Origin of the sequence: Streptomyces sp. SM10, assembly GCF_002910915.1 — a bacterium.
Lineage (GTDB): Bacteria > Actinomycetota > Actinomycetes > Streptomycetales > Streptomycetaceae > Streptomyces.
Map to the genome: position 1 here is coordinate 1292 of NZ_NEUF01000124.1, position 14024 is coordinate 15315.

The 14024-nt window shown below is 67.1% G+C and carries 12 protein-coding genes and 1 tRNA gene; 4 read left to right on the forward strand and 9 right to left on the reverse strand.

What is annotated here, in order from left to right; genetic code table 11:
* Positions 1 to 1279, forward strand: a 1279-nt coding sequence (locus B9S57_RS19695) for a lysine N(6)-hydroxylase/L-ornithine N(5)-oxygenase family protein (RefSeq protein ID WP_258036465.1), incomplete at its 5' end; no start/stop codon positions are given.
* Positions 1280 to 1303: 24 nt separating this feature from the next.
* Here the strand turns inward: B9S57_RS19695 and B9S57_RS35600 are convergent.
* Entirely contained in the window at positions 1304 to 1831 is a 528-nt protein-coding gene (locus B9S57_RS35600) for a hypothetical protein (protein WP_146057773.1), read from the reverse strand.
* A 129-nt stretch (positions 1832 to 1960) separates the two neighbouring features.
* Here B9S57_RS35600 and B9S57_RS36255 point away from each other — a divergent pair, with 129 nt between their 5' ends.
* Entirely contained in the window at positions 1961 to 2575 is a 615-nt protein-coding gene (locus tag B9S57_RS36255) for a S8 family serine peptidase (RefSeq protein ID WP_308457408.1), read from the forward strand.
* A gap of 122 nt (positions 2576 to 2697) precedes the next feature.
* Here the strand turns inward: B9S57_RS36255 and B9S57_RS19705 are convergent, their stop codons facing one another.
* A complete protein-coding gene (locus B9S57_RS19705) occupies positions 2698 to 4509 on the reverse strand; it encodes a bifunctional UDP-sugar hydrolase/5'-nucleotidase (protein WP_103516875.1) in 1812 nt (603 codons plus the stop codon).
* A gap of 249 nt (positions 4510 to 4758) precedes the next feature.
* Between B9S57_RS19705 and pyk the strand changes: the two genes are divergently transcribed.
* Complete coding sequence (pyk, locus tag B9S57_RS19710) at positions 4759 to 6192, forward strand: pyruvate kinase (RefSeq protein ID WP_103516876.1); 1434 nt, start codon at positions 4759 to 4761, stop codon at positions 6190 to 6192.
* Between the two features lie 6 nt (positions 6193 to 6198).
* Here the strand turns inward: pyk and B9S57_RS19715 are convergent, their stop codons facing one another.
* Together B9S57_RS19715 and B9S57_RS19720 are read right to left on the reverse strand one after the other, a co-directional pair.
* Entirely contained in the window at positions 6199 to 6978 is a 780-nt protein-coding gene (locus tag B9S57_RS19715) for a hypothetical protein (protein ID WP_103516877.1), read from the reverse strand.
* A 110-nt stretch (positions 6979 to 7088) separates the two neighbouring features.
* Positions 7089 to 7161: transfer RNA gene (locus B9S57_RS19720), tRNA-Leu, on the reverse strand.
* A gap of 100 nt (positions 7162 to 7261) precedes the next feature.
* Here B9S57_RS19720 and B9S57_RS19725 point away from each other — a divergent pair.
* Positions 7262 to 7918 (forward strand): ANTAR domain-containing response regulator, encoded by a 657-nt coding sequence (locus B9S57_RS19725; RefSeq protein WP_103516878.1) that lies wholly within the window; start codon positions 7262 to 7264, stop codon positions 7916 to 7918.
* Positions 7919 to 7992: 74 nt separating this feature from the next.
* Here the strand turns inward: B9S57_RS19725 and B9S57_RS19730 are convergent, their stop codons facing one another.
* From B9S57_RS19730 to B9S57_RS19750, 5 genes are all read right to left on the reverse strand, one after another.
* Positions 7993 to 8709: an ABC transporter ATP-binding protein gene (locus tag B9S57_RS19730; RefSeq protein ID WP_103516879.1), complete on the reverse strand. Its 717-nt coding sequence runs from the start codon at positions 8707 to 8709 to the stop codon at positions 7993 to 7995.
* Entirely contained in the window at positions 8706 to 9611 is a 906-nt protein-coding gene (locus B9S57_RS19735; protein WP_103516907.1) for an ABC transporter ATP-binding protein, read from the reverse strand. The genes B9S57_RS19730 and B9S57_RS19735 overlap by 4 nt, the downstream gene beginning before the upstream one ends.
* A gap of 5 nt (positions 9612 to 9616) precedes the next feature.
* A complete protein-coding gene (locus B9S57_RS19740) occupies positions 9617 to 11335 on the reverse strand; it encodes a branched-chain amino acid ABC transporter permease (protein ID WP_103516880.1) in 1719 nt (572 codons plus the stop codon).
* Positions 11336 to 11340: 5 nt separating this feature from the next.
* The gene (locus B9S57_RS19745) at positions 11341 to 12273 is read right to left on the reverse strand and encodes a branched-chain amino acid ABC transporter permease (protein WP_103516881.1); all 933 of its coding nucleotides are present in this window, start codon (positions 12271 to 12273) and stop codon (positions 11341 to 11343) included.
* 109 nt (positions 12274 to 12382) lie between these two features.
* Entirely contained in the window at positions 12383 to 13618 is a 1236-nt protein-coding gene (locus tag B9S57_RS19750) for a branched-chain amino acid ABC transporter substrate-binding protein (protein ID WP_103516882.1), read from the reverse strand.
* Between the last annotated feature and the right edge of the window lie 406 nt (positions 13619 to 14024).

A 14024-nucleotide genomic window follows, 5' to 3' on the forward strand; every position in this document is an offset into this window, starting at 1 on the left:
CGCCTTCCACTGGCACCCCGGCCTCCTCATCGACGGCGCCACCCTCCAAGTCCCCTTCCTCGCCGACCTCACCACCCTCGCCGACCCCACCAGCCCCTGGACCTTCCTCAACTACCTCCGCACCCGCGACCGCCTCTACCCCTTCTACTTCGCCGAGCAATTCCACATCCACCGCGCCGAATACGACGCCTACTGCCGGTGGGTCAGCGAACAACTCCCCACCATCCACTTCAACCACCGCGTCGACGCCATCACCTGGAACACCGACCGCTCCCACTTCGAGGTCGACCACACCCGGCTCGGCCCCGACGGCGAAGCCCAGGCACCCGGCCGCACCCACACCCGCCACATCGCCCTCGGCGTCGGCACCGCACCCTTCATCCCCGAACCCCTCCGCCCCCTCGCCGAAGCCCCCGGCGTCCCCGTCATCCACTCCGCCGACTACCTCCACCACCGCGAAGAACTCCTCAAGGCCGACCACATCACCGTCATCGGCTCCGGCCAGTCAGGCGCCGAGATCTTCCTCGACCTCCTCCGCGCCCGCCCCGTAGGCATCGAGAAGATCCACTGGCTCGCCCGCACCCAGGCATTCGCACCCATGGAGTACTCAAAACTCGGCCTCGAACACTTCACCCCCGACTACACCCACTACTTCCACGCACTCCCCGAACACGTACGCGACACCCTCGTCCCCCAGCAGTGGCAACTCCACAAAGGCATCGACACCGACACCATCTCCGCCATCCACGACGAGCTCTACCGCCGCACCCTCAACGGCGGCTGGCCCGACGCCACCCTCACCCCCGGCGTCGGCGTCCGCACCGCAGGCCGCCTCTCCGGCAACGGCAACCGCATCGAACTCCACCTCGAACACACCCAACAGGCCACCCGCAGCCGCCTCACCACCGACGCCGTCGTCCTCGCCACCGGCTACCGCGAACGCCCCCTCGACACCCTCCTCACCGGCATCGCCCCCCACATCCGCCGCGACACCCAAGGACGCCCCCGCATCCACACCGACTTCCGCCTCGACCTCGACCCCACCCTCACCGGAAACATCTACGTACAGAACGCCGAACGCCACACCCACGGAGTCGGCGCCCCCGACCTCGGCCTCGCCGCCTGGCGCAGCGCCACCATCCTCAACAACCTCACCGGCACCGACCCCTACCCCCTCCCGCAGCGCACCGCCTTCACCACCTTCGGCCTCACCCCCCACACCGCCCCCGGAATCCCCTCGCAGGGCGCCACCCACACCCCGCTCACCCGGGCGAACTGACCGGCCCGAACACGCGAAGGGCGATCACCCACCTCCCCCGGAGGGAGGACGACGACCGCCCCTCGCACACCGCCCCCACACGCCGCCGGCCGGAGTCGGGCCCAACCGTGGTGACGCGCATGCCACCCCCAGCTGTATCCGGGTGCTCACACCAGCACGAAGGATCAACGCCTGGACGCGCCGTTGCACCGTGCGCGAGGAGAGCCCCAACTGGCCGGCCACCGCCGAGTCCGTAAGGCCGGCGAGCAACAGCCGCAGAATGCTCGAGTCCATCGCGTCAAGGCCGAGCCCGGTGGCACCGTAAGGCCTGCCCTGCTCCCACACGACCTCGAAGAGCGACCGAGCGATATTCACCAGACCGTCGCGCAACACCAGACTCGGGCTCACATCCGCACCCCGGCCCCGCAGAGGAAGCATCGCCACCTCACCATCACAGATGATCAACTTGAGCGGCACGTCCTTCACCGTGCGGACCTGCACGCCCTCCTCCAACGACTCGTTCAACTGCCCGATCATCTCCGGCGAGCTGAGGAACCGCTGGTCGATCACCACCCGCGAGCTCCGCACGGCAAGACCGCGACCGACGAGGGCGACGAACAGGAGACGAACCTCCCCTACGAGGACTTCGGCCGCGCCCCTCCCTGCCGCCCACCGGCACCTTCCCGGTGGTCCCGCTCCCTCGTGCGATCCGCTTCCCGCGGGCTCCCTCACCGGCAAGGCTCGTGGGGACCCGGCAACGAACTGGAGTTCAAACCCGACATCGCGGCTCCCGGCGGCTACATCCTCTCGTCCATGCCCCCGGACGCCGGCCCGTACGGCGTCATGTCCGGAACATCCATGGCCTCACCCCACGTCGCAGGCGTCGCAGCCCTCCTCCTCCAGCGCGACCCCCGACTGACCCCCGCCCGCGTACGATCCGTCCTCCAGGCGACCGCGACCCCCCTCGGCCTGACCGGAGACCCGGAACACGGCCCCGAACCCGTCGCACACCAAGGCTCGGGCCGTGTCGACGCCATGGCCGCCCTGCGCGCCGTGGACGGAGAACAGCCCTACGCCACCACCGCCGAACTGGCCCAAACGCGGCCGGACGGTCGCCACCCCCTACGACGAGCGCTGGGTCTCACGGAACGCCGGCGCGGGGACCGGGATGGACTTCCACGCCTGGGACGGCGCCCGCACGAACGGCACACCGGCACCTACCGGCTACGCCTGGTCTTCGACAAGGCCCTGGGTGACAAGGACCACGCGCCGCCCACGCAGACCTGGACCTCGCCGGAGGCGACACTCGTGCGCTGATCCCGCACGAGACCCTCGAACGGCCCACCGACCGGAAACGCCCCGGCTTCCGGAGCCCGTCGCACGACGTGCTCCGGAAGCCCGCGGCGCGGAGGCCCGCGGCGCGGAGGCCCGCGCCGGCCTCAGAAGACCGGCACTCCCTCACGCGTCAGACGCCAGTCCACCGACGCGAACTCCGCCGGATCCACCGAACCCTTCGCCTGCACCCACCCGATGATCGTGTTCCGGATCTCATCGGAATTCGCCCACAGCTGCTTCGCACCCGGCACATGCGGGAAATTACCCCCACCACTCGCCCGGTAGTTGTTCACCGCGAACACGAACCGCGCAGCCGGATCCACCGGTGCCCCATCGAACGACAACCCGACGATCCGAGAACCCACCGGCTTCGCGATATCGATGTCGTACGTGACCCCCGACACCACGTCATAGTTGTAATCCGGAATGTTCTCCGCATTCGTCAAATTCGACGTGTCCACCGGCGCACCCGCAGCCGTCCGCACGTAGTACCTCGCCGAATACTCCAGATAGTCCTTCAACTGCGCACCCGTCAGAAGCCTCGCCTCCAACGTGTTCTCGAACGGATACAACCCCGCGGCATCCTTGATCGTCACCTCACCCGCGGGAATCGCCGCCGAACGCGAGAAACACGCCGCCTGCGACAGCACCGGCAACGCCGCGTACTCCCCGCCCGCCAGCGCCTCCTCCACCGTCTCCGTCTGAACCAGGTTGATCAGATCGATCACCGGCTCGTCCTTCCACGGCGCGTCCGCCGTCGACATCGCCGCCACGGACGTACCGATCACCTGGTTCACGTACGCCACCACCTTGGTGTGCTCGTCACCGAGCATCGACGTGATCCGCGGGTCCTCCTCCACCGTGTTCGAGTTCAGCACCGAGGCGCCGACCTTCTCGACCGCCCAGCGGCCCTTCTCCCACACCAGGTCGAAGTCGAACAGTGTCAGCCGCTGCCCCCACTTCAACGGCTCCGAGAGGACGACCCGCTTCCCCGTCTCCTTGTTCGTCACGAAGTACTCAGGGATCTCCGAGTGCGCGTGACCCACCAGGATCGCGTCGATCCCCGGCACCTGCTCCGCCACCAGACCCGCCGCGTTCTCCACGTACGGCAACTGGTCCCCGTACGACGACGTACCCGACGAACCCGAATGCGCCGACACCACCACCACATCCGCACCCATCGAACGAAGCTTCGGCACCCACTTCGCCGCCTGCTCCTCAAGACCCGGGAACACCATCCTCCCGCCCACGTTCGCCTTGTCCCAGATCGCGATCCCGGGATTCGTCAACCCCAGCACCGCCACCCGCACATCGCGACCGTGCGGCGTACGCACCCGCTTGATCACATACGGCGCGAACGCCGGACGCAACGTCTTCGCGTCCAGCGCATTCGCCCCCAGGAGTGGGAAGTCGCACTGCTCCTCGAACTTCCGCAACACCGGAATCCCGTAGTTGAACTCATGGTTGCCGAGCGCCGCGGCGTCGTAACCGATCTTGTTCATCGCCTGGGCCATCGGATGCACCGGACCACGCTTCGCCGTGATCGGATCGATCTTCGCGTAGTAGTACGACAACTGCGTGCCCTGGATCGTGTCACCGGCGTCGATCAGCAACGTGTTCCGGCGGCCCCGGTCCTCCCGGATCTGATCCACCAACGTCGAGATCTTCGCCAGACCCACGTCGTTGTGCGCCGAGTCGTCGAACTCCTTGTCCGTGAAGTAGTCCCAGTTGAAGACGTTCCCATGCAGGTCCGTCGTCCCCATCACCGTGAACGAGTACCGCTTCGACGGACGGCCGTGCCCGTGTCCCTTCGACTCCGAGGCCGCCGCGGGCCCGGCACCGACCCCTCCGGCCAGCGCCACCCCGGCCCCCGCAACGGCCGAACTGCCCAGAAAGGTCCTACGGTTCAACGGCATCCTTGACTCCTCGCTCGATCGAACAACGCGCGTAGATTCTGGCCCAGCCGACCCCACCCGCAACACCCCACACAGGTTTCGATCCGGTGACCGGCAGCCCCCCGACACCCGACGGCACACCAGGGGCGTGCGCTCATCGGAGCACGCCGCCGCACAATTCAACAGTTAGCAATATCCCTTCACCCAGAGGCCGTTGAACAGTCATGCGCGGACAATTACCTACTCATAGGTAAGGTCTAGGCTCGAACCATGCGCCGAGCGAAAATCGTTTGTACCCTGGGACCCGCAACCGACACATACGAGCAGATCAAGGCACTCGTCGAAGCGGGAATGGACATCGCCCGCCTCAACCTCAGCCACGGCACCTACGCCGAACACGAACAGCGCTACCACCAGGTACGCAAAGCCTCCGAAGAAACCGGCCGCAGCGTCGGAATCCTCGCCGATCTTCAAGGCCCGAAGATCCGCCTCGGCCGCTTCGCCGAAGGTCCCGTACTCCTTGAACGCGGCGACGACTTCACCATCACCGTCGAACCCATGGAAGGCGACCGCACCACCTGCGGCACCACCTACGAAGGACTCGCCGCCGACGTCACCACCGGCGAACGCATCCTCATCGACGACGGCCGCGTCACCCTCGAAGTCACCGAGGTCGACGGACCCCGCGTCCACACCACCGTCATCGAAGGCGGCATGGTCTCCGACCACAAGGGACTCAACCTCCCCGGAGTCGCCGTCTCCGTCCCCGCACTCTCCGACAAGGACATCGCGGACCTCCGCTGGGCCCTGCGCACCGGCACCGACGTCATCGCCCTCTCCTTCGTACGGACCGGACGCGACATCGACGACGTCCACCGCATCATGGACGAGGAGGACCGCCGCCTCCCCGTCATCGCCAAGGTCGAGAAGCCCCAGGCCGTCGAGAACATCGACGACATCGTCGCCGCCTTCGACGGCATCATGGTCGCCCGCGGCGACCTCGGCGTCGAAATGCCCCTGGAACAGGTCCCGATCGTCCAGAAGCGCGCCATCAAGCTCGCCAAGCGCAACGCCAAGCCCGTCATCGTCGCCACCCAGATGCTCGACTCGATGATCGACAACTCCCGCCCCACCCGCGCCGAGGCCTCCGACGTCGCCAACGCCGTCATCGACGGCACCGACGCCGTGATGCTCTCCGGCGAGACCAGCGTCGGCAAATACCCCGTCGAGACGGTCCGCACCATGGCCCGCATCGTCGAGGCCGCCGAGGAGGACATCCTCGCCAAGGGCCTCCCGCCCCTCACCGACCGCAACAAGCCCCGCACCCAGGGCGGCGCGGTGGCCCGCGCGGCAGCCGAGATGGGCGACTTCCTCGGAGCCAAGTTCCTCGTCGCCTTCACCCAGAGCGGCGACACGGTCAAACGCCTCTCCCGCTACCGCTCCCCGATCCCGCTCCTGGCCTTCACCCCGGACGAGGCGACCCGCGCGCAGCTGAACCTGACCTGGGGCGTCGAGACGTTCCTCGGGCCGTCTGTGGAGTCCACGGACGCGATGGTGGCCCAGGTGGACGAGGAGCTGCTGCGGATCGGCCGCTGCCAGAAGGGCGACATCGTGGTCATCACGGCCGGCTCCCCGCCCGGCGTCGCGGGCTCGACGAACCTGGTACGGGTGCACCGCATCGGCGAGGACGACAGCCCGAAGTAACGGTCGTCAGTACTTCGGCCCGACGTGAGCGTCCATGAGGGCTACGGACGCCCGTCGGGCTACGGAGATGTTGTACTCCTTGCCTGCGCGGGTGCAGTGCGTCCACTCGATACCGAGCTTGTTCAGGGTGTCGGTGTAGATCCGGCGGATGTCGTCGGAGACGTTGGTGAACCAGTACCGGGGGTACTCGTATCGCTTCCGCTCGCCGCCGACGGTGCGAGTGGTCCAGTTCATGCTCCGGCAGCCGTCGGAGTGGATGAGGCCTCGGACGAGATTCCAAGGGTGGGCATCGACTATCTCCTGCTGCCAGGGCTCCAGGGTGATGGGGCGCTCGTGCTTCTTCCCTGGTCCGTGTTGAGGGAAGACGCATACCCAGTGCTTCGTGAAGGACTTGACCTCCACGCACCCCCCTCTGTGCCGCCGTCCAGTGCGAGGCAGAGGCATCACGCTGCGCATGGCTGCTTCGGCCTCATCGACCAATCCGGGCCATCCCTCGCCACAGAAGATCGATAAGTGGTGCTGTTTGGGCTTGGAGGTGATGTGTCCGTCGCCCAAGTAGAGGCCCAGCAGATAGGCGTATGCGCCGCGATCCACAGGCCGGTCGGTGCAGGCGGGGCAATCGGTCGGTTGTGTGTACTGGACTCCCCGCTGCTTGCGGTCCTCGTGCAGCCACCAGCCGACCGTTCCGCGAGGCACATCGAAAAGTTCTGCGACTGCTCGATTGGTGATCCCGCCCCTGAGGAGGGCGAGCGCTTCGTCGCGAATGGATGGGTTGTGCTGTTCCATGCACCGAGTGTCCGGTGGCATTCGTTGGCACGAACCAGATTCGAAGATGCGTTCACCGGCAAGGGTGAAGATCGCCAATATGCAGATCAACCTTGGAAAGGAAGGGAAAGTGCCCCGAGTCGGATTCGAACCGACGCTGAATGGGTTTTGAATCCATCGCCTCTTCCGCTGGGCTACCGGGGCTCCTTCGAAACGAAGGGTGCGGAAGACCCTCCGTGCCTCAAACATACCGTAACTAGGTAGGCTCTTGGGAGCAGCACCCCTGTCTTGATCAAGGAGCCCCGTGACCACCCCCGAGTCGCCCCAGCCCGTAGACGCCGTCGACGACGACAAGTCGCACGTCCCGCCGCTGACGACCCGCGTCGTCATCGCCGAGGACGAGGCCCTCATCCGCCTCGACCTCAAAGAGATGCTGGAGGAGGAGGGCTACTCGGTCGTCGGCGAGGCCGGGGACGGGCAGCAGGCCGTCGAGCTGGCCAGGGAGCACCGCCCCGACCTCGTGATCCTCGATGTGAAGATGCCCGTCCTGGACGGGATCTCCGCCGCCGAGAAGATCACCGAGGAGTCCATCGCCCCGGTTCTGATGCTGACGGCGTTCTCGCAGCGGGACCTGGTCGAGCGGGCCCGGGACGCCGGGGCGATGGCGTATCTGGTGAAGCCGTTCAGCAAGAGCGACGTGGTTCCGGCCATCGAGATGGCCGTGTCCCGGTTCGCGGAGCTGAAGGCGCTGGAGAGCGAGATCGCGGACCTGTCGCAGCGGCTGGAGACCCGGAAGCTGGTGGACCGGGCGAAGAGCATCCTGCAGACGGACTACGGCCTTTCCGAGCCGGCCGCGTTCCGCTGGATCCAGAAGACGTCGATGGACCGGCGGATGTCGATGCAGCAGCTGGCCGAGGCGCTGATCGAGGACGCCGACGAGAAGAAGAAGGCCGCCGAGTAGGCAGCCGCACAGGAGAAGGGCCCGCTCCCGGGACATCCCGGGAGCGGGCCCTTCTCGTGGGGCGTGGGTGGTGCTCAGTCCTCGCCGAGGTAGGCCTTGCGGACCGATTCGTCGTGGAGCAGGTCGGCGCCGGTGCCGGAGAGGACGACCCTGCCGACCTCCATGACGTGGCCCTGGTCCGCGAGGGAGAGGGCGGCCTGGGCGTTCTGCTCGACGAGGAGGATCGTCGTGCCGGACGCCTTGAGCTCGACGATGGTCTCCATGATCTTCTGCATCATGATCGGCGAGAGGCCCATGGAGGGTTCGTCGAGCATGAGGAGCTTGGGCTGGGACATGAGGGCGCGTCCCATGGCGAGCATCTGCTGTTCGCCTCCGGAGAGGGTTCCGGCGGCCTGCTTGCGGCGTTCCCCGAGGATGGGGAAGAGGTCGTAGGCGCGCTGGATGTCCTTCTCGATGCCCGCCTTGTCGGTGCGGAGGAAGGCGCCGAGGCGGAGGTTCTCCGTGATGGTGAGGCGGGGGAAGATGTGGCGGCCCTCGGGGGAGTGGGCGAGGCCGAGTGACACGATCTTGTGTGCGGGGATGCCGGTGAGGGGCTTCCCGTCGAAGAGGATGCGGCCGCCGGACGGCTTGAGGAGGCCGGAGAGGGTGCGCAGGGTGGTGGTCTTGCCGGCACCGTTGGTGCCGATGAGGGTGACGACCTGGCCGGCTTCGACGGTGAAGGAGATTCCCTTGACGGCTTCGATCTTGCCGTAGGCGACCCTGAGGTCTTCGACCTCGAGCAGTGCGGTCACTGGTCGTCCCCTTCTGTGCTGGTGGTGCGTTGGTCCGGGACCGCCTTGGGCTCGGTCGCCTCGGTGGTCGGGTCCGGGTCCGAGAGGGCTGTTGCGGTGGCCTTCTCGGGGGTGTCCGCTTCGAAGGGGGTGCCGAGGTAGGCGGCGACGACGCGTTCGTCGCTCTGGACGGTCTCGGGGGTGCCTTCGACGAGTTTCTCGCCTTGGACGAGGCAGGCGACGCGGTCGCAGAGGTTGAAGATGAAGCGCATGTCGTGCTCGATGACGAGGACGGCGATGCCCATGTCGCGGATGGCGAAGATGAGTTCTTCGGTGACGCGGGTTTCCTGCGGGTTCATGCCGGCGGTGGGCTCGTCGAGGAGGAGGAGTCCGGGGTCGCTGGCGAGTGCGCGTGCGATCTCCAGCTTGCGCTGGTCTCCGTAGGGGAGGTTGCGCGCGAGGTGGTCGGCCTTGTCCTGGAGGCCGATGAACTCGAGGAGTTCCATGGCGCGTGCGTGGGAGGCGGCTTCTGCCTTCTTGAATCCGGGGCCGCGCAGGAGGGCTGACCAGAGGCCTTCCTTGGTCCTGGTGTGGCGTCCGACGAGGACGTTCTCCAGGACGGTCATGTTGGCGAAGAGCCGGATGTTCTGGAAGGTGCGGGCGATCCCTGCCTGGGTGACGAGGTGGGGCTTGGGGGGCAGGACGGTGCCCTTGTAGCGGACCTTGCCCTCGGTGGGGACGTAGAGGCCGGTGAGGCAGTTGAAGAAGGTGGTCTTGCCCGCGCCGTTGGGTCCGATGAGGCCGACGATCTCGCCGGCGTTGACGGTGAGGTCGACGTCGCGTACGGCGGTGAGGCCGCCGAAGCGCATGGTGACGCCGCCGGCGTCGAGGACGGGCGTGGTGGTTTCGGTGGTGGTCGTCATGGTGTTCACGCCCCCGCCTTCACGGTGCCGACGCCGGATGCGGGCAGGGCGCCCTCGGGTGTGTCGAGTTGGTCGGTCTCGTGGTATTCGAGCTGGGCGCGCCGGTTGGCGATGAGGCCTTCGGGGCGGAAGCGCATCAGCAGGATGAGGGCGAGGCCGAAGCCGAGGAGCTGGTAGTCCTGGAGGAACTGCAGCTTCGCGGGGATCATGTAGAGGAGCGTGGCGCCGATGAGGGGTCCGCTGATGGTCCCCATGCCGCCGAGGATGACGGCGGCGAGGAGGAAGGCGGAGTTGGGGGGTACGGGTCCGGCGAAGACGTACATCTCGGGGACGACGGTGCTCTGTACGTGTGCCTGTACGGTGCCGGCGAGGCCGGCGAGGGTGGCGCCGAGTGCGAAGGCGATGAGTTTGACGCGGAAGCCGTTGATGCCCATGGCGGTGGCGGCGGTCTCGTCCTCGCGGATGGCGACCCAGGCGCGGCCGATGCGGCTGCTGCCGGCGCGGCTGAAGACGAGGACCACGAGGATCATCGCGAGCAGCATGAGCAGGTAGTAGTTGGCGTATCCGCCGAGTTCGATTCCCAGGACGGTGTGTGAGTCCCCGAAGTCGTATCCGAAGAAGTTGAGGTCGGGGATGTTGGGTACGCCGTTGGGGCCGTTGGTGATCTGGGGTCCGGATACGCCGTCGAGGTTGCCGACGGTGATGCGGAAGATCTCGCCGAAGCCGAGGGTGACGATGGCGAGGTAGTCGCCGCGGAGGCGGAGGGTGGGTGCTCCGATGACGACGCCGAAGACGAGGGAGGCGGCTGCTCCGGTGAGGACGGCTGCCCAGAAGGGGAAGTGGACGTCGAAGGCGGATGCGGTGGTGCCTGAGACGAGGGCGGCGGTGTAGGCGCCGACGCCGAGGAAGGCGACGTATCCGAGGTCGAGGAGTCCGGCGAGGCCGACGACGATGTTCAGTCCGAGTGCGACGGTCGCGAAGATCAGGATGTTGACCGCGATGAGGGTGAACTGGTCGGTGGTCTGGGTGAAGGGGAAGGCGGCGGCGGCGACGAAGGCGGCTGCCACGGCGATGGAGCGGTAGGTGGCGGTGAGTGCGGAGAGCCGGGCCATGAGGCCGGCTTTGAAGAGGGCGCCGGCGACGAAGCCTGCGGTGATCATGTAGCCGGTGAAGAGTTCGGCGTATTCGGTGCCGATGCCGTAGGTGACGACGAAGAGGCCGATGCCGAAGGCGGCGACGATGATGAGGATCTCGGCCCAGGAGGGGAGCTTTCTGGGCCGTGCGGCCTTGTGGGTGTCGTCGGGGAGGAGGAAGGCGGCGAGGGGGATGGCGGAGGCCACTGCCGCGATGAAGCCGCCGGGGTCGAGGTTGACGACGCCGCCGAGTTCCACGGCGATGGCGGCGACGGTGAACCAGGTGGTCGCGAAGGTGCCGAGGGCGAGGAGTTGGAGGGCCTTGGTGGTGCCGGTGGGTGCGAGCCAGCGGAGGCCTGGGGTGTCGAGGGCGGCGAGTGCGTACAGGAGTACGAGGGCGCCTGCGACGAGGGTGAGGACCTGGAGGCCGCCGGGGTAGCCGTAGACGGTGAGGTCGCCGGGGAACTCGTCGGTGTAGGTCCAGGCCGTGAAGGTGCTGGCGATGGTCGCGACGGCGCCGAGGGCGGTGAGGCGGCGCAGGCCGGTGGTCCGGGAGGCGGTGCCGTCGGGGGTGGTGGTGTCGGTTGTCATGGCTCTCACGCCCGATCCGCGACGCGCTCGCCGAGCAGGCCTTGTGGCCTGACGAGGAGGACGACGATGAGAAGTACGAATGCCCAGACGTTGGCCCAGGCGCCGCCGCCCAGTTGTTCCATGCCGGGGATGTGTTCGATGTAGGCGATGGAGAGGGCTTCGGCGAGTCCGAGGACGACTCCGCCGACCATGGCTCCGTAGATGTTGCCGATGCCGCCGAGGACTGCGGCGGTGAACGCCTTGAGTCCGAGGAGGAAGCCCATCTCCCAGCCGATCTGGCCCTTGTCGAGTCCGTAGGCGACGGCTGCGACGGCTGCGAAGGCGGCGCCGATGGCGAAGGCCATGACGATGATGCGATCGGTGTTGATGCCCATGAGCTTGGCCGTGTCGGGGTCCTGTGCGGTGGCCTGCATGGCGCGGCCGCTGCGGCTCTTGGAGACGAACATGCCGAGGGCGAGCATGCACAGGGGGGCGAGCACGAGGATGAAGGCGTCCGCGCGCTGGAGGTAGAGGTTGTCGAACAGCTGGAAGGAGCCTCCGTGGAATTCGGGGAAGCTGAGGGGCTTCTTCGCGTCGGGGTAGAAGCCCCAGACGAGCTGCTGGAGGACGATCGAGAGGCCGATCGCGGTGATGAGGGGGGCGAGTCTGGGGGCTCCGCGCAGGGGGCGGTAGGCGAAGCGTTCCGCGGCGGTTGCTACGGCGACGGAGGCGATGGCGCCGCCGACGATCATGAGAGGTATGGCCACCAGCAGGGCTGTTCCGCCTGGGAGCAGTGTGTAGGTGGTGAGGGCGCCGAAGCCCCCGATCATGAAGATCTCGCCGTGGGCGAAATTGATGAGCTGGACGATGCCGTAGACCATGGTGTACCCGATGGCTATGAGGCCATAGAGGGCGCCGAGGGCAAGGCCGTTGGCCAGCTGTTGCGGCAGTTCGTTCACCGCAGTGCCTCCGATGAGCTTGTCGGATATGACACCGCGCGAGGGTGCTGTTTGCACCCTCGCGCGGTCAGGAGCAGGTGGGACGTCGTCGGGCGGTGGTCCGGGGTGGTCAGTCCTCGAACGTGGCGCTCTTGACGTCCTTCCAGGCACCCTTCTGGACCTCGTAGACGGTGAGCTGCTTGTTGGTGGTGTCGCCGAACTCGTCGAAGGAGACCTTGCCGGTCACGCCGTCGAAGGAGACCTTGGACATGGCCTCGGTGACCTTGGCGCGGGCGTCCTCGGGGAGCTTGCCGTCGTTCTCGGCGGCGACGGCCTTGACGGCCTGGATGATGGCCCATCCGGCGTCGTAGGAGTAGCCGCCGTAGGCCGCGTACGGGTCCTTGTAGTTGCCGGCCTTGTAGTCCTCGATGAACTTCTTGGCGGTCGGGAGTGCTTCGACGGGGTAGCCGATGGAGGTGGCCAGGTCGCCGTCGTTGGCTTCACCGGAGGCGCTGATGAAGGCGGGGTCGAAGATGCCGTCGCCGCCCATGGTGGGGATCTTGGCGCCGGTCTTCTTGATCTGGTCGGAGAGCAGACCGCCTTCGGGGTACTGGCCGCCGTAGTAGACGGAGTCGGCGCCGGCGCTCTTGACCTTGTCGGCGGTGCTGGAGAAGTCGGTCTCCTTGACGGTGACGTGGTCGGTGCCGACGACCTTGCCGCCGAGGCGCTTGAACTCCTCGGAGAAGATGGCGGCGAGGCCGGCGCCGTAGGTCTGCTTGTCGTCGACGACGTAGACCTTCTTCTTCTTGGCGTCGTTGAAGAGGTACTGGGCGGCGAACTTGCCCTGGACGACGTCGGTGGCGCAGGTGCGGAAGTAGGTGTCGAAGACGCGCTTGCCGTTGCCGCCGGCCCAGTCGTCGCCCTGGCTGAGGGCGGGGTTGGTGTTGGCGGGGGAGACCTGGACGAGGCCGGCCTTGTCGAAGTCGCCCTGCATGGACTGGGCGACGCCGGAGTTCAGGGGGCCGACGGCGCCGATGACGTCCTTGTTGCCGACGAGCTTGGCGGCGTTGGCCTTTCCGGAGGCGGGGACGGCCTGGTCGTCGAGGGCTTCGATCTTGAATTCGATGCCGGGGACTTCGTTGTTCTTGTTGGCGATCTTCGCCGCGAGGTCCACGGAGTTCTTGATGCCCTGGCCGAGTGCGGAGAGGGAGCCGGTGAGCGGGGCGTCGACGCCGATGACGACGGTGGTCTTGGCGCCGCTGTCGCTGTCGCTCTTGCTGTCGTCGTCGCGCGATCCGCAGGCGGTGAGGGTGAGTGCACCGGTGGTGAGCACGGTGGTGAGGATGATCATAGAGCGGTGTCGCACGAAAGATCCTTTCCCTGGCGCGGCTTCCTCTGCGTGAGGTGCCGTGGATTCGCCGGGGCGTACTGGTGGATGCAGAGCCGTGCAGCGACGCGCCCGGCGGCGCGGTGACTGGCCGTGACTCTATGGGGAGGTGGGGAGGTGCGGGATGGGTCCGGTGATGATGTGACTGTCTTGTTATGCCGTGGGGAAGGCTTGTTGGCCGCAGTGTGGAGATGCGCGGCTTTTGCCCGAGGGGTGGAGTGACCGCATGGTGAGAACCCGCAGCTCTGCTAAGGGGCTTGGGGTGATCTTGGTGCTGTCGCGCGAATCGGGGCGCAACGGGCGTGGGGATGGTCGGCCGAGTGGGTGGGGCCGGGGTGTGCGGCGTTTTGTGTGTATTGCACACGTGTTACGCAGTGTTACATCC